Raw genomic sequence first — 17,233 nt, forward strand, 5'->3', positions numbered from 1 at the left:
CGGGGCCTAGCGGCCAAGATAGACTTCGATGACCTCGGGGTTCGAGGTCACGTGATCGAGCGAGCCTTCGGCCAGCACCGAGCCTTCGCAAAGAACGGTGACGCGGCAATCGAGGCGGCGGATGAATTCCATGTCATGCTCGACCACAACGACGGCGTGTTTCTGTGCGGCGCGTTTGAGCAGGTCAGTGGTGTGCTCGCGCTCGGCCGGGGTCATGCCGGCGGCGGGTTCATCCACCAGCAGAAGGCGTGGGTCCTGCGCCAGCAACATGCCGATTTCCAGCCATTGCTTCTGGCCGTGGCTCAGCTCTCCGGCAATGCGGGGCAGCGAGTCCGTCAGGCCGATGATCTCGGCGAGCTCGTCGATCCGTTCGGCCCCGGCCCGCGTCTTGCGATAGAGTAGCACATCGAAGGGCCCGCGCTTGTTCTTGAGCGCCATCGCAAGGTTTTCCCGAACGGTCTGCGCTTCGAACACGGTCGGCTTCTGGAATTTGCGGCCCACCCCGGCCATGGCGATTTCCGACTCGGACATCTTGAGCAGCGAGATGGATTTCTCGCCATAGATCACCGTGCCGCTGTCGGGCCGGGTCTTGCCGGTGATGATGTCCATGAAGGTGGTCTTGCCCGCACCGTTGGGGCCGATGATGGCGCGCATCTCTGGCTCGCCGATGCGGAAGGACAGGTTGTTGATCGCCTTGAACCCGTCGAAGCTGACAGAGACCCCGGACATCTCGAGAAGCGTCTTCATTTTTCCTCCTCCCCTTCGACGGTGCGGCGCGCGCCGACGTCAGGCCCGACCGCTGGGCTGGAACTGATCGCAACCGGGTGCCGCTTCGAGACCAGATCGAACAGCCCGCCGATGCCCTTGGGGGCCAGCAGCGTGACCGCGACAAAGCTCAGGCCCAGCAGAACCAGCCACCAGTCGGTCCACTGGATGGTATAGACCCCAAGCGGGATGTTCGGCGCGCCGCCCCCGGTGAACCAGCTCGACAGCAGCGAGACGACCGCCGCGCCAAGCGCCGCGCCATAGAGCCGTCCGCGCCCGCCGATGGCGACCCAGACCGCCAGATAGATCGACGCGATGGGCGCGATTTCGTTGGGGTTGATTATGCCGGCCTGCGGGTAATACAGCGCGCCCGCGATGGCCGCGACAACCCCGGTCAGGGTGAAGATGAACAGCTTGTAGCTTTCCACATGGTAGCCAAGAAAGCGCACTCGGCCTTCGTTGTCGCGGATGCCGCGGATGACAGAGCCCATCTTGCCCGAGACAACCCAGGCAAACAGCACGTATCCGGCCCCCAGCGCCACCGCCGAAGCCCAGAAGAAGATGATCGACAGCGTGCTTTGCGGCAAATCATCGAGGCCGGGCAGGTTCTGAAGCCCCGACAGGCCGTTGTTGCCCCGCAGGCCGGCCTCGTTCTGGAAGAGGTAGAGCGACAGCGCCAGAGTCATCGCCTGCGTCAGGATCGACAGGTAAACGCCGGTGACCCGGCTGCGGAATGCCAGCCAGCCAAACACCAGCGCCAGCAGGCCGGGCACCAGCACCACCATCGCTAGTTGCAGTGGCAGGCTGTGCGCAAAGACCCAGATCGCCGGAAAGTCTGAACTGCCGACGACGCCAAAGATCTGCGTGCCGACCGACTCGTGGATTTCCTGCGGCGTGGGCGGCAGGGCCGCGGCGCGCAGGCTTTCGGTCACGATGATCTCGGTCCGGGCGTACATCAGCCACATGCCGATCATATATCCGCCAAGCCCGAAGAAGGCCATGTGCCCAAGGCTGAGGATACCCGTGTAGCCCCAGACCACATCCATCGCGACGGCAACGAGCATGAGGCACAGCGTCTTGCCGAGTGTCTTGACGAAGCTGGTCGAGATCATGCCATTGCCCATGGCGTCAGACATCACGGTAACGACAAGGGCAAAGATCGTCAGCGACAGCAGAAACCAGAAAACAGAGCGGTTCTGGCTGAAGAAGGTCTGCGGTTTCATGCGTAATCCCCTGTGTCGAGGTGGAAGGGGGGCCAGCCCCCCGCCTTCGGCTCCCCCCGGGATACTTGGTGCCAGAAGAAGCCAGGGCGCGGTGCCTGTGGCCTCTTCTGGCGAAAAATATCCCCGCCGGAGGCAGGCCGATCATTGCGGGCGGGCGCGGTATTCGGGGTAGGGCTGTGCATGCTCAGTCTCCTGCCGCGCGGCCTTTGAGGGCGACGATGCCCTTGGGGCGGAACTGGATGAAGAGAATGATGAAGAGGATCATATAGGTCTGCGCCGCCAGCGTGTTGGACGGGTTGAAATACTCGATGCCCTTCTGGAGACCGCCAATGAGGGTGGCGCCCGCGAGCGTTCCCCAGACATTGCCGACGCCGCCCACGACCACGGTCATGAAGCTTTGCACGATGTAATCGGCGCCCATTTCCGAAGTGACTTTGGCGTAGAGCCCGATAGCGACGCCGGCGATGCCCGCGATGCCAGAGCCGATACCGAAGGTCAGCATGTTGATCTTGTCGGGGTTGATGCCCATCGAGGCTGCCATGCCGGGATTTTGCGTCACGGCCCGGACCTCGAGCCCGATGCGGGTCTTGTTCAGCACGAACAGGATCAGCCCGAGGAAAATCAGCGCCAGAACGAAAATGGCAATGCGGATGTTGGCGATGCTGACCACGTCATTCAGCACCCATGCACCGTCGAGCCATGACGGTGAGGTCAGCGGGCGGGCCTGTGTGCCGAAGATGTTCTTGGCCAGTTGTTGCAGCGCGATCGAGATGCCGAAGGTGGCAAGCAACGTTTCCAGCGGGCGGTGGTAGAGCCAGCGGATCACCAGTCGCTCCATCGCGACACCGGCGGCGAAGGTTACCGCGAAGGCCAGCGGGAGCGCCACGATCAGCGATATCGTGTAGTCGGGGATGATCTGCTGCACCACGTAGCCGGTATAGGCGCCCATCATGATGAATTCGCCATGGGCCATGTTGATGACCCCCATCACGCCGAAGGTGATGGCAAGACCGATGGCTGCTAGGAAGTAGATCGAGGCCAGCGACAGCGCGTCCAGAGTCAGGTCGAACATCTGGTTCAGGAAGACGCGGTTTTCGACCTCGTCCAGCGCCTCGCGGGCGGCGTCGGTGATGGCGACATCCTGTTCGGTATAGGCGTCGAAGAAGACATGGGCGCTGACGGCGTCAGCCATGCTGGCCTCTGTGACCAGCGGCGGGACAGTGCCAGCCGTTGCAAGCGCCTGATAGGCGCGCAGGCGGTCGGCCTCGGTGTTGAGCGCGCCAACGGGCACGCCGCCGACCGTGCCATCGGAGATGTTCTCGGTCAGCGCTGCCTTGATCTGCTCACGGGTTTGCGGCGCGGCGGCAAGACCGGACTCGACAAGGCGGGCGTAGGCTTCGGCGCTGGTGATATCCTTGCCCACGCGCAGTTGGCGGGCGATGTTGGCATCCTGCGGCAGCGTTTCGGCGACGCCCGAGGTCGTGGTCAGCACCTGATTCAATACCGCGCGGATTTCGACCGACAGGGCACCCGACAGCGCCTGAAGCGCCGCGACCCGTTCTTCGGTCGTATCGCCGTAGCGGGCGGCGAGCATCCCCGCCAGCTGTTCCTTGCGTGCCTTCAGGGCTGGATCGGGTTCGGTTGCGATCGAGGCGCGCAGCGGTTCGAGCTGGTCTTCCTCGGGGGCGCGGGCAATGGCGTCCAGCGCGGCGGTGCGCGCGGCGATATCCGGCGCGGACAGCTGGAACTGCACCAGCGCTGTCGAGATCACCCGGCGCACACCGCCATTCGGGCGGATCGCCGAAAGCGTCGCACCATCCAGTTGCGTCGGGGCGCCGGTGTCGATGTCGACAGGGGGCTCTCCGTCGTAATAGAACAACCCGCTTGCGCTGTCCTGCACCACCTCGCGATCCGACCAGCGGGTCAGGAAATCCGGCACTTGCGGCAAGTTCGAGGCCACCAGCGCGTCGATCAGCGTGGCGACGCTGGTCCGGCTGGGGCGTGCCACCTCGGCGGCATGTGTCTGAAGAACCGCCTGCAACGGGCCGGTCTGTTGCGCCTGCGCCCGGTGGGCGGGCAGGGCAAGGCAGAACGCCAGCGTGAGGGCGAGAAAGAGCGCGCGCGGCATCGGCAAGCCTTCCCGGAAATTTCGGAGGGGTCGTCAGGAAAGCGGCGGGCACCGACAATGGCGCCCGCCGAAGACCGGATCAGTAGTTCGACTTCTGCTGCACGCAGGTCGAGGTGTCGGTGTTGTACATGCCGCAGTCGAGCTCTTTCCAGTCGGAGGTGAGCACCGCCGAGTCCGGCAGGTAATCGGTCCAGGCATCGCCGGGAACCGGCTCGGTCTGCGAGATGATGTCGAACTGGCCGTCGGCGCGGATTTCGCCGATCAGCACCGGCTTGGACAGGTGGTGGTTGGTGCCCATGACGGCCATGCCGCCGGTCAGGTTCGGGAATTCCAGCCCCCACATGTTTTCGCGCACGGCGTCGACATCGGTGGTGCCAGCGGCTTCGACCGCCTGCACCCACATGTTGAAGCCGATGTAATGGGCTTCCATCGGATCGTTGGTGACGCGGCTGTCATCGCCGATGAACGCGTGCCATTCCTTGATGAACTCGGCGTTCGCCGGGGTGTCGGCGGTCATGAAGTAGTTCCATGCGGCGAGGTGGCCGACGAGGTTCGACGTATCAAGCCCCGACAGTTCCTCTTCGCCGACCGAGAAGGCGACGACGGGGATGTCATCTGCCGAAACATCCGCTGCCGCCAGTTCCTTGTAGAAACCGATGTTGGCATCGCCGTTGATGGTCGAGATCACGCCGACCTGCTTGCCGTCTTCGCCAAGCGCCACGACATCGGAGACGATGGTCGACCAGTCGGATTGACCAAAGGGGGTGTAGTTGACGAAGATGTCTTCGGGCGCGATGCCCTTGGACGTCAGGTAGGATTCAAGGATGTTGTTGGTGGTGCGCGGGTAAACGTAATCGGTGCCGAGCAGCGCGAATTTCTCGACGCCCAGTTCCTCGAGGAAGTAATCGACGGCCGGGATCGCCTGCTGGTTCGGCGCGGCGCCGGTGTAGAAGACGTTCTTCGAGCTTTCCTCGCCCTCGTACTGGACGGGGTAGAAATACAGCGCGTTCAGCTCTTCGAACACTGGCAGCACGGCCTTGCGGCTCGATGAGGTCCACGAGCCGAAGGTCACGTCGACTTCGTCGTTGGAGATCAGCTCGCGCGCCTTTTCGGCGAACAGCGGCCAATCGGATGCCGGGTCCTTGACCACGGCTTCAAGCTGACATCCCAGCAGCCCGCCCGCGGCGTTCTGCTTTTCGATGAGCATCAGCATGGTGTCTTTCAGAGTGGTTTCCGAAATCGCCATGGTGCCGGAAAGCGAATGCAGCACGCCAACCTTGATCGGGCAATCGACCTCTTGCGCCTGAACGGCACCGGCGGCGACCAGCGCGGCGGTGGCGACACCTGAAAACTTCAGCATCTTGATCATCAATTCAAATCCCTTTTGCGCGACCCTCGGCAAGCCACATCCGATCCGCCGGAAGCGGATGATGGTCGTTGGCCCGGCCTGTTCGTCGCATTTCTTATTTTTATCGCGCCGCTCCTCTGGCGCCGCGACGTCCCCGTTTGCACCCCTCAAGGGCGGTGCGAAACCCTCATAGCCGAGGGGCGGCGCGGACCCACTTGAAATGGCGCCGGTCTCGCGGCGACGCGCGCGCACGGTTAGTTTCTGAGCGAAAATCGTGGAAATTGCTTTGAAAAGGTGCACACTTGAAATCACAGACTGGTGAAGTCTTCGACGAAAGGCCCTTTTCGCAGGACAGGATTCGACAATGGGTCACATCGCTCATTTTTTGGGCGACGCCATTGCCGCTGAAATGATTTTTCGGATGGGGGCTTTCCTCTCCCCGGCGAAACGTGGAATTTGAGGCTGGAGAATGAAGGGAAGACAATGAGCGCCAATCAAGCCCAGATCTTCAACGAGATGATGAATGGCGGCGATGTTCGCGCCGCCTATGCCAATCTCGAGAAGTGGTACCGTTCGATGCCGCCCGAATTACGCAACCTCAGGCAATCGGAGGCAGAGGCGCTGTTCCGCAGGATCGGCATCACCTTTGCCGTCTACGGCGAGGGGGAGGACCCCGAGAGGCTGATCCCCTTTGACATGTTCCCGCGGGTCATGACTGCCGAGGAATGGCGCAAGCTCGACAAGGGTATCCGGCAACGGGCCGCGGCGCTGAACGCGTTTCTGTGCGACGTTTACGGACGGCGCGAGATCATCCGGGCGGGCAGGATCCCCGAACATCTGGTCACCAACAACGAGGCTTATGAAAAGGCCGCCATTGGCTTCATGCCGCCGCGCGGCGTGTTCAGCCATATCGTCGGCGTCGATCTGGTGCGCACCGGGCCAGACCAGTTCTACGTGCTCGAAGACAATTGCCGCACACCGTCGGGCGTCAGCTACATGTTGCAGAACCGCGAGATCATGATGCGCATGTATCCGCAGCTGTTCATGGAAAACCGCATTGCGCCGGTCGATGGCTATGCCAATGCGCTGAAATCGACCCTCGCCTCGGTCGCGCCAAAGAAATGCATGTCCGAGCCGAACATTGTCATCCTGACGCCGGGCCAATTCAATTCGGCCTATTACGAGCACAGCTTTCTGGCCGACCTCATGGGGGTCGAACTGGTCGAGGGGCAGGATCTGTTCGTCGAAGGCGATTTCGTCTGGATGAAGACCACCGAAGGCCCGAAAAAGGTCGATGTGATCTATCGGCGGATCGACGACAGTTTCCTTGATCCGCTGTGTTTCCGCCCGGATTCGATGCTGGGTGTGCCGGGGCTGATGAATGTCTACCGCTCGGGCGGGGTGACGATCTGTTCCGCGCCAGGGGCTGGCGTGGCCGATGACAAGGCCATCTATACCTATGTCCCCGAGATGATCCGCTTTTACCTTGGCGAAGAGCCGGTGCTGGAAAATGTGCCGACTTGGCAATGCGCCAAGACCGACGATTGCAAATACGTGCTGGAAAACCTGCACGAGCTGGTGGTCAAGGAGGTGCATGGCTCTGGCGGCTACGGCATGCTGGTCGGCCCCAAGGCGGACAAGTCGAGCATCGAGGCCTTTGCCCACAAGATCCGGTCGAACCCGGAAAACTACATTGCCCAGCCGACGCTGGCCCTGTCGGCGGTGCCGACCTTTGTCGAGGAGGGGATTGCGCCGCGCCACGTCGATCTGCGACCCTATTGCCTTGTCGGCGAAAAGATCGAGCTGGTGCCGGGCGGGCTGACCCGCGTGGCCCTGACCGAAGGCTCGCTGGTGGTGAACTCGTCGCAGGGCGGAGGTGTCAAGGACACCTGGGTTCTGGCGGAATAAGGGCGGAAGGAAAACAACATGCTGAGCCGCACCGCAGATCACCTGTACTGGCTGGCGCGCTACATGGAGCGCGCCGAAACCACCGCCCGCCTGCTGGAAGTCGGCGCGCGCACCGCGCTGCTGCCCGCGCCCTCGGGCGGGTATCGCAACGAATGGGAGGCGGTGCTGCAATCGAAAGGCACGCTGGACCAGTTCAAGGAAAAATACGGCGAAACCAACCAGCGAAACATCGAAACTTGGCTGTTTTTCGATGCCGAGAACCCGTCGTCGGTGCTGTCCTGCATCAACGCCGCGCGTGAAAACGCGCGGGTGGTGCGCACCGCGCTGACCGTGCCGGTCTGGGACGCGATCAACACCGGGTATCAAGAGCTCCGGCAGCTTCAGCGCGTCGAGCGCAGCAAGCTGATGACCTCCGAGCTGACAGAATGGACGCTGCGCACCTGCCATCTGGTGAGCGGATGCCAGTCGGCGACGCAGCTGCGCAACGACGGCTATGCCTTCATGGGCATCGGCACCTCGCTTGAGCGGGCCGACAACACCGCCCGGCTGATCGATGTGAAATACTACGTGCTGCTGCCGTCGCTTAGCTATGTCGGCTCGGGGCTGGACCAGACGCAATGGGCGTTGCTGCTGCAATCCATGACGGCGCAGCGGGCGTTCAACTGGTCCTATTCGGGCGAAATCACCGCGCAAAAGATCGCGCATCTGCTGATCCTCAACCGCAAGTTCCCGCGCTCGCTGATGTCTTGCGTGAAATGGACCTGCGATCACCTCGACGATATCGCGCAGAATTACAGCACCGGAACGCAGGCGCAGGAGATGGCGCATCAGCTGCTCGAGGATCTGTCGCGCGCCACCGTCGACGATATCTTTGACGAGGGGCTGCACGAGTTCCTCGCGCGGTTCCTCGCGCGCAATGCCGGGCTCGCGAATACCGTGCAGGACGTGTACCTGAGGGGGATTCCGGCGTGAAACTGACCGTTCGCCATACCACACGATATCGCTTTACAGAGCCGGTGCGGGGAGTTGTCCAGTCGCTGCGGCTGTGGCCCTGCGATTGCGCCTCGCAAAAGGTGCTGCGCTGGAACGTCGTGACCGAAGGTGCCCTGCGCGGCGCCGAATTCACCGACGGGGCAGGCGATCGCACCGCGCTGGCAAGCTGGCGCGGCCCGATCGACGCGCTGAGCGTCGAAGTAAGCGGCGAGGTCGAGACCTCCGATCTGTCCGGTGTGCTGCGCGCTCACCGGGAAAAGGGGCCCGCCTCGCTGTACCTGCGCGCCACGCGCCATATCAAGGCCGACAACGACCTGCGCGAGCTGTCGGCAGTGGCGCTTGCGGGTATGAACACCGCAAGCGATCTCAGCCGTGCCCATGCGCTGGCGGGGGCCATCGCCGACGCCATCGAATACGTGCCCGGCGAAACCCGCGCCCACACCACCGCTGCCGAGGCGCTGGCCGGTGGCAAGGGGGTTTGTCAGGATCACACCCACGCGCTGATCTCGGTGGCGCATGTGGCGGGGATTCCTGCCCGCTATGTCATGGGCTATCTGCAATCGAGCGAGGCGGGCAGCCCGCACGAGGCCAGCCACGCATGGGCCGAACTGTTCGTTTCCGATCTTGGCTGGGTCGGATTCGATGCCGCAAATCGCTGTTGCCCGGATGAACGCTACATCCGCCTTGGCTCGGGATACGATGCGCAGGATGCCGCGCCGATCCGCGGGTTGGTGCAGGGAAGCAGCCCGGACGAGCATCTTGAAGTCGAGGTAGAGGTCACTGCCGAGCAGCAGCAGCAGCAATAGCGCACTCTTGTGATACGCATCGGCATTGCTCGATGCGTATCGGCTCTTTATAGCCTGTCCGGTGCTGGTCGTTCAGGGGAGTCGCGATGACCTATTGCGTAGGATTGCTGCTGGACGCAGGCATTGTTCTGCTGTCCGATACCCGTACCAATGCGGGTCTTGATAACATTGCGACCTATCGCAAGATGTTCCTGTTCGAGACACCGGGCGAACGCGCCATCTGCATCATGACCGCTGGCTCGCTGTCGATCACCCAGACCACCATGGCGCGGCTCAACGATGCCATCGAGGATCCCGACAACGACCAGTCGATCCTGCGGGTGCCGACGATGCTGAAGGTGGCCGAGGTCGTGGGCACCATGCTGTCCGACGTGACCTCGGAGGTTTCGGCCAAGATGGAGCGGATGAGCCAGACCGCTTCGGCATCGATGATCGTGGCCGGGCAGCGCAAAGGCGGCCCGATGCGGATGTTCCTGATCTATCCCGAAGGCAATTTCATCGAAGCCACGCCCGACACGCCGTATCTGCAGATCGGCGAGCACAAATATGGCAAGCCGATCCTTGACCGGGTGATCGAACCTTCAACGTCCATCCTCGATGCGGAAAAGGCGGTTCTGCTATCGATGGATTCGACGCTGCGATCGAACCTGAGCGTCGGGATGCCGCTCGATTTTGCCATCATCGAGGCGGATAGCTTCAAGATCGGCGTGCGGCGTCGGATCGAGGCCGATGACGAAGGGTTCGCGCAGATGAGCCACGCCTGGTCAGACGCGCTGCGCAATGCGTTCCAGCAGATCGATCCGATCTGACAAGGGGCGTTGCAGGCGCCCGGCCTGAGCAGGCTGGCGATCCGCAATGCCATCGCAGAGGCACGACCTTGTGCCCGATAGGCGAGGCAGCAAGACGGGGGCATATCCCCCATCCTTGTGGTTGGATTGCTCGGAAGAACGCCTCTGTCCTGCAACCGTTTTGCCCCCGGCTGGTGTGAGCAAACGCCAGCGACTCGTGCCATCCCGCCGGGCCTTTGCTGGAACGCGGTATCGTTGCACAGGGGGCGATGCGTCCGGCAGGTGGTCGACCGCTTCGAACCCGAAGATTTCGTATGCGCGGCCAAGGCGTTCGAGAGCGCTGCGGAAGGTTCAAGCAGCGCCGCGAATAGCGCAAGTCCCTGCTGGGGTCGCGGGCGGACGACGTGCGGGGGAGTGCAATCCGGTCTAGGCTCCCGGTCACCCGCAGCGGGTTGCAGTGCACGCCCGAAGGTCTCAGAAATGAGGCAACGCAAAAGGAGCCTGACATGACACGCAACGGTGGACAGATGGTGGTGAGCTGCCTCGAGGCGCTGGGCGCGCGCCGTGCCTTTGGGGTGCCGGGCGAAAGCTATCTGGCGGTGCTCGACGCGCTGCATGACAGCGAGATCGCCTTTGTGAATTGCCGCCACGAAGGCGGGGCGTCGTTCATGGCCGCCGCCCATGGCAAGCTGACCGGGCAGCCGGGGATCTGCATGGTGACACGCGGGCCGGGGGCCACCAACGCGGCGATCGGCGTGCATACGGCGGCGCAGGACAGCGCGCCGATGCTGCTGCTGGTCGGGCAGATCGGCACCGACATGCGCGAGCGCGAAGCCTTTCAGGAGGTGAATTACCGCGCCGTTTTCGGGACCATGGCAAAATGGGTCACCGAGATCGACGAGATCGCGCGCATCCCCGAACTGCTGTCGCGCGCCTGGACAGTTTCAACCAGCGGCCGCCCCGGACCGGTGGTCATTGCGCTGCCCGAGAACATGCTGATGGAGACCACCGACGCAGGCCCCATCGCCGGGCCGATCCGCGTTCATGCTCCGGAACCCGCGGCGCAGGCGCTCAGCGATGCGAGGGCGCTATTGTCCGGCGCACAGCGGCCATTGATCCTCCTTGGCGGCGCGCCTTGGGAGCGCGCGGCCAGCGCCGCCCTGCAACAGTTTGCCGAGGCGTCGGGCATCCCGGTGATCTCGTCCTTCCGCTATCAGGACCAATACGACAACCTCTCGCCGACCTTCTGCGGCGACGCGGGGGTGGGGATGGCCGCGGGTGTCAAAAGCCTGCTGCGCGAGGCCGACGTGATTTTGGCGCTGGGCACGCGTTTCGGGGAAAACATGACCGACGGCTACAGCCTGCTACAGGTGCCGCAGCCAGCGCAGAAGATCATCCATGTGCATGTGTCCGAAGCGGAAATCGGCAAGGTCTATCGCCCGGAGATCGGCGTTCACGCTTGCCCGCAGCGGTTTTCCCTCGCGCTTGGCGCGGGCCTTCAGGGCCCTTGGAGCGATTGGTTGGAAACCGCCCGCACCGCCTATCTCGATGTCATCGACAAGGCACCGCAACAGCCGGGGCCTGTCGATATGGTGGCCGTCACTGCGCATCTGCGCGAACGTCTGAAAGACGCCGATCTGGTGCTGACCAACGGGGCGGGGAACTTTACCGTCTGGTCCTCGCGCTTTTTCCGGTTCCGGCCGGGAATGCGTTTGCTGGCGCCGCAATCGGGATCGATGGGCTATGGCTTGCCAGCGGCGGTCGCCGCCAAGCTCGAGCGTCCGCAAAGCACCGTCATCTGCTTTGCCGGGGATGGTGATGTGCAGATGACGATGATGGAACTGGCCACCGCGCGGCAGGCCGGCGCGGCCATCATCGTGATTGTTGTCAACAACGGCACCTACGGCACGATCCGCGCCCATCAAGAGCGCGAGTTTCCGGCGCGGGTCAGCGCGACCGACCTGTTGAACCCGGATTTCGCGGCCGTCGCAACGGCTTGCGGCATGCATGGCGAAAGGGTGTCGAGCACAGAACGGTTTGCAGACGCCTTCGAGCGGGCGCTGGCCGCACCGCATGGTGCGCTGCTGGAACTGACCGTATCGAAAGAGGCGCTGACGCCTTATCGCACGCTGACCCAGATCCGCGAGCGCAGCTGATCCCTAGCGAAAATGCGCTTCGAACCGCGCGATATGATGCGGTTCGGCGCACACACCGGCGTAAATCGCCACGTAATCGGGCACCCGTGACAGGCGGATGTCTGTCGTTTCGCTGACCCCAAGCGAAATATACCCCATCTGCGCAAGATAGACCGTGCGGGCGCGCACGTCGGCCGTGGCCGCAGGCACTCCAAAGCGCTCGAACATCTCGCAGATCGCCGCAAGCCGCGTGTCATCCGCCGACCGCACCCGCGCGGCGATCCGGTCATCGCCATGCGCCCATCCGCGCATCGCGAAGTCAAAACGGGGCGGGAAGAGCGCCTCGTCGAGGAACGGCGTGAGCAGGTTCAGCACCGCTTCGGGCAAGGTCTCGGCATAGGCCTCGCAGGCGGCCAGAAGCACGCCGGTGGTCTGGGTTTCCCACAGCTCCAGCAGGGCATCCAGCAGCGCCTGCCGGTCAGCGAAAAACCAATAGAAACTGGTCCGTGACAGGCCAAGCCCGCGTGCGAGCGGCTGTATGCGAACCGCGTCGATCCCGCGCTCGACAAAGGCTTGCCGCGCGGCTTCAAGCCACAATTCGCGCGATCCGCGCCATCCGGTCTTGTCCTGATCTGTCTTGCCCATGCCCACAGGTTAGACCTGCCGCGCCTCGGCTTCAACGAACAATAGACAGATATGAACTGAAACTTGACATAGGTGAACACTCCTCGCAACCCTGATCCCGATAGCCGCCAAGGAGAGCGCCCCGATGTCCGCCGACCCGCTTTTTCAGCCCTACAAGCTCAAGCATCTCGAGCTGAAGAACCGCCTCATGCTCAGCTCGCACGAACCGGCCTATGCCGAAGATGGCATGCCCAAGGAACGCTACCGGGCCTACCATGCAGAGCGGGCACGCGGCGGCGTGGCGCTGACCATGACGGCGGGCTCGGCAAGCGTGTCGCGTGACAGCCCTCCGGCGTTCAACAATATCCTTGCGTGGAAGGACGAGGTAGTCGGCTGGATGAAGGCGCTGACCGACGAATGCCACGACCATGGCTGCGCGGTGATGATCCAGCTGACGCATCTGGGGCGGCGCACGCGCTGGGATCGGGGCGACTGGCTGCCCTCGGTTTCGGCGGGGCCGGATCGCGAGGTGGCGCACCGTGCCTTTCCCAAGGTTGCCGAAGACTGGGACATCGCGCGGCTGATCCGCGATTATGCCGATGCGGCGGAGCGGATGCAGGCAGCCGGGCTCGACGGTATCGAGCTGGAGGCTTACGGCCACCTGATGGACCAGTTCTGGACGCCGCTGGTCAACCGGATGGAGCCGCCCTGGGGCGGTGATCTGGGCAACCGGATGCGCTTTGCGCTCGAGGTGCTGGGGGCCATCCGCGCGCGTGTCGGTTCGGATTTCATCGTTGGCATCCGCTATTCGGCGGATGAATGCGAGGCCGGCGGGGTGAGCGCCGAAGAGGGCCGCGAGATCACCCGGCGATTGCATGACAGCGGGCTGGTCGATTTCCTCAACGTTATTCGCGGGCGGATCGACACCGATGCCGCGCTGACCGACGTGATCCCGGTGCAGGGCATGCGCAGCGCGCCGCATCTTGATTTCGCTGGGCAGGTGCGAGCGGCGACCGGGCTGCCGACCTTTCACGCGGCCAAGATTCAGGACGTGGCGACGGCGCGGCATGCGGTGGCGTCGGGTCTGCTGGACATGGTGGGGATGACGCGGGCGCATATTGCCGACCCGCATATCGTCGCCAAGATCCGGCGCGGCGAAGAGGATCGCATCCGGCCCTGCGTTGGCGCGAACTACTGTCTCGACCGGATCTACATGGGCGGATCGGCGCTGTGCTTGCACAACCCGTCGACCGGGCGCGAGCTGGAACTGCCGCATGCGGTTGCGCGCTCTGATGCGCCGCGCCGCGTGGTGGTGATCGGCGCGGGGCCGGGGGGGCTTGAGGCGGCGCGGGTGGCGAGCTTGCGTGGACATGAGGTGATCGTGCATGAGGCCGCGCCGGGCGCGGGCGGGCAGGTGCGGCTGACGGCGCAGACCGCGCGCCGCGCCGAGATGATGTCGCTGATCGACTGGCGGCTGGCGGAATGCGATCGCGGCGGCGTGCAGTTTCACTACAACAGCTATGCCGAGGCTGCGACGGTGCTGGCGCATGAGCCGGACGTGGTGATCGTCGCGACCGGCGGAATGGCGGCAGAGGAGGGGCTGCGCGCGGGCAACGAGCTTTGCGTCACCGCGTGGGATATCCTGTCAGGAGACGCGCAGCCCGGAAGCTCGGTGCTGATCTGGGATGACGCGGGCGATTTTGCCGCGTTGCAGGCCGCCGAGAAGATCGCCGCCACCGGCGCGTCGGTCGAGATCGTCACCCGCGACCGCAACATCGCGAGCGAGGTGATGTCGATGTCGCTCACCCCGTCGCTGCGCGAGCTGCAACGGCGCGACGTGCGTTTTACGCCGACATGGCGGCTGGAGGCGGTGCGGCGCGATGGTAATGCGCTGATCGCCAGCTTGGGAAGCGATTTCGGCGACATGAGCTGCGAGCGGCGGGTGACGCAGGTGGTGACCAATCTTGGCACGCGGCCCTTGGATGATCTGTATTTCGAGTTGAAACCGGGATCGGCGAATCTTGGAGAGGTGGATTACGAGGCGCTTGTCGCACTGGCGCCGCAGACGGTGCTGCGCAATCCCGAGGGGCGCTACAAGCTGTTCCGCATCGGCGATGCGGTCTCGTCGCGCAACACGCACGCGGCGATCCTCGATGCGCTGAGGCTGGTGCGGGTGCTTTGAGCTAACCGGCGCGGCGCAGGGGTTCAGGGTCGGGCAGGAACGATGTGTTGCCGTCCAGCGTCTGAACAACGCTTCGCCGCTTGCTGCGCCCGAGCTCTTGCGGCGGGGGCAGGGTCAGTACGTAGAGCACGCCCAATGCCGCGCAAAGCGCCGCGGTCAGCCCGGTCAGGATGCAGATGCCCAGCAGGTCGAGCCGTTCTGCGATGCCGCCGGGCAGCAGCGCTGCCGCCCCGATGGCCATGGGCACAGGCGCAAGCGGCGCGGCAAGGGCGATCATCAGCGCCTGCCTCGTGCGCTGGTCGGGCGGGCGCAGGCCATGAGCTGTCAGTCACTGTGCACCCTGTGCCGGAACGCAACGCAATCGCATGGTGTCTTCTCCCGCATCATGACGGGAGCAGCATCGGCCGACGTGCTTAAAGTGAGGTTAAAATCCAGCCCGCCCAGCAAAACGCCGCGCCCCATTCGGGACGCGGCGTAGTTCAGGACGCGGCGCAGGTGCCTAAGATGTCAGACCAGCGCCAGCGAGATGAATGGCACGAAGGTCACCAGCATCAGCGCGATGAAGACCGCCAGAATGAAGGGCCAGCCGCGGCGCATGAACTCGCCGAACGGCGTGTCTGTCAGGTTGCAGGTCAGCAGCATCACCGTGCCCACCGGCGGCGTCAGCGTGCCAAGCGCCAGATTGAGGATCATGATGATGCCGAAATGCACCGGGTCGATGCCCAGCTGCAGCACAACGGGCTTGAGCAGCGGCACAAGGATGATCAGCAGCGCGTTGCCTTCGATGAACATGCCGAAGACCAGCAGGATCACGTTGACGATCAGCAGGAACAGCCACGGGTTCTGCGTCAGCGACATGATCCAGTCGGCCAGCGCCACCCCGGCCTGTTCCAGCGAAAAGATCCACGCCAGCGCCGAAGACATCATGATCACCAGCAGCACGGCAGAGGTCTGCCGGGCGGTCTGGCCAAAGGCGCTGGTCAGATCCGAGAATTTCATCTCGCGGTAGACGAACAGTCCGATGATCACCGTGGCGACGGTGGCGATGGCCCCGGCCTCGGTCGGGGTGAAAATCGCAAGGCGAATGCCGCCGATGATCACAACGATCAGCAGGAAGGCCGGCCAGGCCGCCGCCAGCGTGCTGCCGGTTTCCTTTGCTGTGGGCCGCGTGGTGCGCGACGGCTTGTGGCCTTCCTTTTTGGCAACCAGATACACCGCCCCGATCAGCAGCGCCGCGCAGAGCAGCCCCGGAAGGATCCCCGCCACGAACATCGATCCGATCGACACATCGGCCACGAGCCCATAGATGATCAGCGCGATGCCCGGCGGCAGGATCGGCGTGATCAGCGCCGAAGCGGCGGTGATCGCCGCGGCAGTGCCCCGGTTATAGCCAGCCTTGATCATATCGGGCACCAGCATCCGGCACATCATTGCCGCATCAGCAAGGTTGGACGCCGACAGCCCGCCCATCAGCGTCGAAAGCATGACGTTGGTATGGCCTAGCCCACCGGGCAGCCGCCCGACGATCAGGTCGGCAACCCGCAGCAGCCGCGAGGCGATGCCGGTGGTGCCCAGCAACGTGCCGAGCAGGATGAAGAACGGGATGGCCAGCAGCGACGGGTTCTGCGTTGGCGCGATCAGCCGCTGCACGGCGATCTGGATCGGCATCTGCGCAAAAATGGTGAAATAGGCGAGGATCGCCGCGAACATCGCGAGATAGATCCGCATGTTCAGTGCGAACAGCACGAACATGAAGGGGATGATGAGGAACCATTCCATGGGTGTCTTGCCTTAGATCTTGTCGCTGGAATCAGAGGCGATCAGCCCCGTGGACGGGTCTGCGCGCAGCAAGCGCCAGACCCGCACCAGCATCACCAGAGCCAGCGCGATGGCGCCCACGGTGACGGCGATGTCGATCCAGAACCAGCTGATCCGCAGGATCTGCGTTTTCTTCAGGGCGGCCTTGTCGGCCAGCTGATACCCAAGCCAGGCCATGTAGCCGAGCAAGCCCACCGAGACGAGCCCCACCCCAGCCTCAATCCAGCGGTTCACGCTGTCGGGCAGCAGCATGGTGCCGACGTCGATCCGAAGATGGCTGTCCTCGATCTCGCAGCCGATGGCGCCAAGGAAGACGATCCAGATCATCAGGAATCCCGACATTTCCTCGACCCACTGGAACGGGGTGCCAAGGACGTAGCGCGCCACTACGGCTGCGGCGGTGATGCCGATCAGGGCCAGCACCAGAAGGCCGGCAAGCCAGGAGACGATATTGAAGGAAAGCTTCATGGCCGACCTATCTTGCAGAGGGGGGGGGATGGGTGTCCGCGCGGCGT

14 protein-coding genes are annotated in these 17,233 nt (G+C 63.8%); 6 read left to right on the forward strand and 8 right to left on the reverse strand.

The features are described 5' to 3' along the window. Nucleotides 1-6 precede the first annotated feature (6 nt). The 4 genes from urtD to urtA all read right to left on the reverse strand — a co-directional run bounded on the left by urtD (nt 7) and on the right by urtA (nt 5,485). Entirely contained in the window at nt 7-747 is a 741-nt protein-coding gene (gene urtD, locus KO516_RS10020; RefSeq protein ID WP_216003646.1) for an urea ABC transporter ATP-binding protein UrtD, read from the reverse strand. Then, nucleotides 744-1,988 carry an urea ABC transporter permease subunit UrtC gene (gene urtC / locus KO516_RS10025; RefSeq protein WP_216003647.1) on the reverse strand — a complete coding sequence of 415 codons (1,245 nt, stop codon included), beginning with the start codon at nt 1,986-1,988 and terminating at the stop codon, nt 744-746. The genes urtD and urtC overlap by 4 nt, the downstream gene beginning before the upstream one ends. A gap of 184 nt (nt 1,989-2,172) precedes the next feature. Continuing rightward, entirely contained in the window at nt 2,173-4,116 is a 1,944-nt protein-coding gene (gene urtB / locus KO516_RS10030; RefSeq protein WP_216003648.1) for an urea ABC transporter permease subunit UrtB, read from the reverse strand. Nucleotides 4,117-4,195: 79 nt separating this feature from the next. Further along, nucleotides 4,196-5,485, reverse strand: a complete 1,290-nt coding sequence (gene urtA / locus KO516_RS10035; protein WP_216003649.1) for an urea ABC transporter substrate-binding protein — start codon at nt 5,483-5,485, stop codon at nt 4,196-4,198. Between the two features lie 462 nt (nt 5,486-5,947). Between urtA and KO516_RS10040 the strand changes: the two genes are divergently transcribed. The 5 genes from KO516_RS10040 to KO516_RS10060 all read left to right on the forward strand — a co-directional run bounded on the left by KO516_RS10040 (nt 5,948) and on the right by KO516_RS10060 (nt 12,115). Next, a complete protein-coding gene (locus KO516_RS10040; protein ID WP_216003650.1) occupies nt 5,948-7,372 on the forward strand; it encodes a circularly permuted type 2 ATP-grasp protein in 1,425 nt (474 codons plus the stop codon). An 18-nt stretch (nt 7,373-7,390) separates the two neighbouring features. Then, on the forward strand, nt 7,391-8,344 hold the full coding sequence (locus KO516_RS10045; protein ID WP_216003651.1) for an alpha-E domain-containing protein: 954 nt from the start codon (nt 7,391-7,393) through the stop codon (nt 8,342-8,344). Then, the gene (locus KO516_RS10050; RefSeq protein ID WP_216003652.1) at nt 8,341-9,171 is read left to right on the forward strand and encodes a transglutaminase family protein; all 831 of its coding nucleotides are present in this window, start codon (nt 8,341-8,343) and stop codon (nt 9,169-9,171) included. The genes KO516_RS10045 and KO516_RS10050 overlap by 4 nt, the downstream gene beginning before the upstream one ends. An 86-nt stretch (nt 9,172-9,257) precedes the next feature. Further along, nucleotides 9,258-9,980 (forward strand): peptidase, encoded by a 723-nt coding sequence (locus tag KO516_RS10055; protein WP_216003653.1) that lies wholly within the window; start codon nt 9,258-9,260, stop codon nt 9,978-9,980. Between the two features lie 485 nt (nt 9,981-10,465). After that, nucleotides 10,466-12,115 carry a thiamine pyrophosphate-dependent enzyme gene (locus KO516_RS10060; RefSeq protein WP_216003654.1) on the forward strand — a complete coding sequence of 550 codons (1,650 nt, stop codon included), beginning with the start codon at nt 10,466-10,468 and terminating at the stop codon, nt 12,113-12,115. 3 nt (nt 12,116-12,118) lie between these two features. Here the strand turns inward: KO516_RS10060 and KO516_RS10065 are convergent, their stop codons facing one another. Beyond that, complete coding sequence (locus KO516_RS10065) at nt 12,119-12,739, reverse strand: TetR/AcrR family transcriptional regulator (protein ID WP_216003655.1); 621 nt, start codon at nt 12,737-12,739, stop codon at nt 12,119-12,121. A 124-nt stretch (nt 12,740-12,863) separates the two neighbouring features. Between KO516_RS10065 and KO516_RS10070 the strand changes: the two genes are divergently transcribed. Further along, nucleotides 12,864-14,900, forward strand: a complete 2,037-nt coding sequence (locus KO516_RS10070) for an NADH:flavin oxidoreductase (RefSeq protein ID WP_216003656.1) — start codon at nt 12,864-12,866, stop codon at nt 14,898-14,900. Between the two features lies 1 nt (nt 14,901). On the opposite strand, the gene KO516_RS10075 is transcribed toward KO516_RS10070, so the two are convergent. The 3 genes from KO516_RS10075 to KO516_RS10085 form a co-directional block, all read right to left on the reverse strand. Next, nucleotides 14,902-15,177 (reverse strand): hypothetical protein, encoded by a 276-nt coding sequence (locus KO516_RS10075; RefSeq protein ID WP_216003657.1) that lies wholly within the window; start codon nt 15,175-15,177, stop codon nt 14,902-14,904. A 230-nt stretch (nt 15,178-15,407) separates the two neighbouring features. Then, nucleotides 15,408-16,679 carry a TRAP transporter large permease gene (locus KO516_RS10080; protein WP_216003658.1) on the reverse strand — a complete coding sequence of 424 codons (1,272 nt, stop codon included), beginning with the start codon at nt 16,677-16,679 and terminating at the stop codon, nt 15,408-15,410. A 12-nt stretch (nt 16,680-16,691) separates the two neighbouring features. Next, nucleotides 16,692-17,186 carry a TRAP transporter small permease gene (locus KO516_RS10085; RefSeq protein WP_216003659.1) on the reverse strand — a complete coding sequence of 165 codons (495 nt, stop codon included), beginning with the start codon at nt 17,184-17,186 and terminating at the stop codon, nt 16,692-16,694. Nucleotides 17,187-17,233: the final 47 nt, after the last annotated feature.

It is taken from the genome of Citreicella sp. C3M06, from assembly GCF_018860705.1.
Lineage (GTDB): Bacteria > Pseudomonadota > Alphaproteobacteria > Rhodobacterales > Rhodobacteraceae > Salipiger.

Coding starts and splice junctions, on each gene's coding strand:
- urtD (WP_216003646.1), bottom strand. CDS start 747: ATGAAGACGCTTCTCGAGATGTCCGGGGTCTCTGTCAGCTTCGACGGG.
- urtC (WP_216003647.1), bottom strand. CDS start 1,988: ATGAAACCGCAGACCTTCTTCAGCCAGAACCGCTCTGTTTTCTGGTTT.
- urtB (WP_216003648.1), bottom strand. CDS start 4,116: ATGCCGCGCGCGCTCTTTCTCGCCCTCACGCTGGCGTTCTGCCTTGCC.
- urtA (WP_216003649.1), bottom strand. CDS start 5,485: ATGATCAAGATGCTGAAGTTTTCAGGTGTCGCCACCGCCGCGCTGGTC.
- KO516_RS10040 (WP_216003650.1), top strand. CDS start 5,948: ATGAGCGCCAATCAAGCCCAGATCTTCAACGAGATGATGAATGGCGGC.
- KO516_RS10045 (WP_216003651.1), top strand. CDS start 7,391: ATGCTGAGCCGCACCGCAGATCACCTGTACTGGCTGGCGCGCTACATG.
- KO516_RS10055 (WP_216003653.1), top strand. CDS start 9,258: ATGACCTATTGCGTAGGATTGCTGCTGGACGCAGGCATTGTTCTGCTG.
- KO516_RS10060 (WP_216003654.1), top strand. CDS start 10,466: ATGACACGCAACGGTGGACAGATGGTGGTGAGCTGCCTCGAGGCGCTG.
- KO516_RS10065 (WP_216003655.1), bottom strand. CDS start 12,739: ATGGGCAAGACAGATCAGGACAAGACCGGATGGCGCGGATCGCGCGAA.
- KO516_RS10070 (WP_216003656.1), top strand. CDS start 12,864: ATGTCCGCCGACCCGCTTTTTCAGCCCTACAAGCTCAAGCATCTCGAG.
- KO516_RS10075 (WP_216003657.1), bottom strand. CDS start 15,177: ATGATCGCCCTTGCCGCGCCGCTTGCGCCTGTGCCCATGGCCATCGGG.
- KO516_RS10080 (WP_216003658.1), bottom strand. CDS start 16,679: ATGGAATGGTTCCTCATCATCCCCTTCATGTTCGTGCTGTTCGCACTG.
- KO516_RS10085 (WP_216003659.1), bottom strand. CDS start 17,186: ATGAAGCTTTCCTTCAATATCGTCTCCTGGCTTGCCGGCCTTCTGGTG.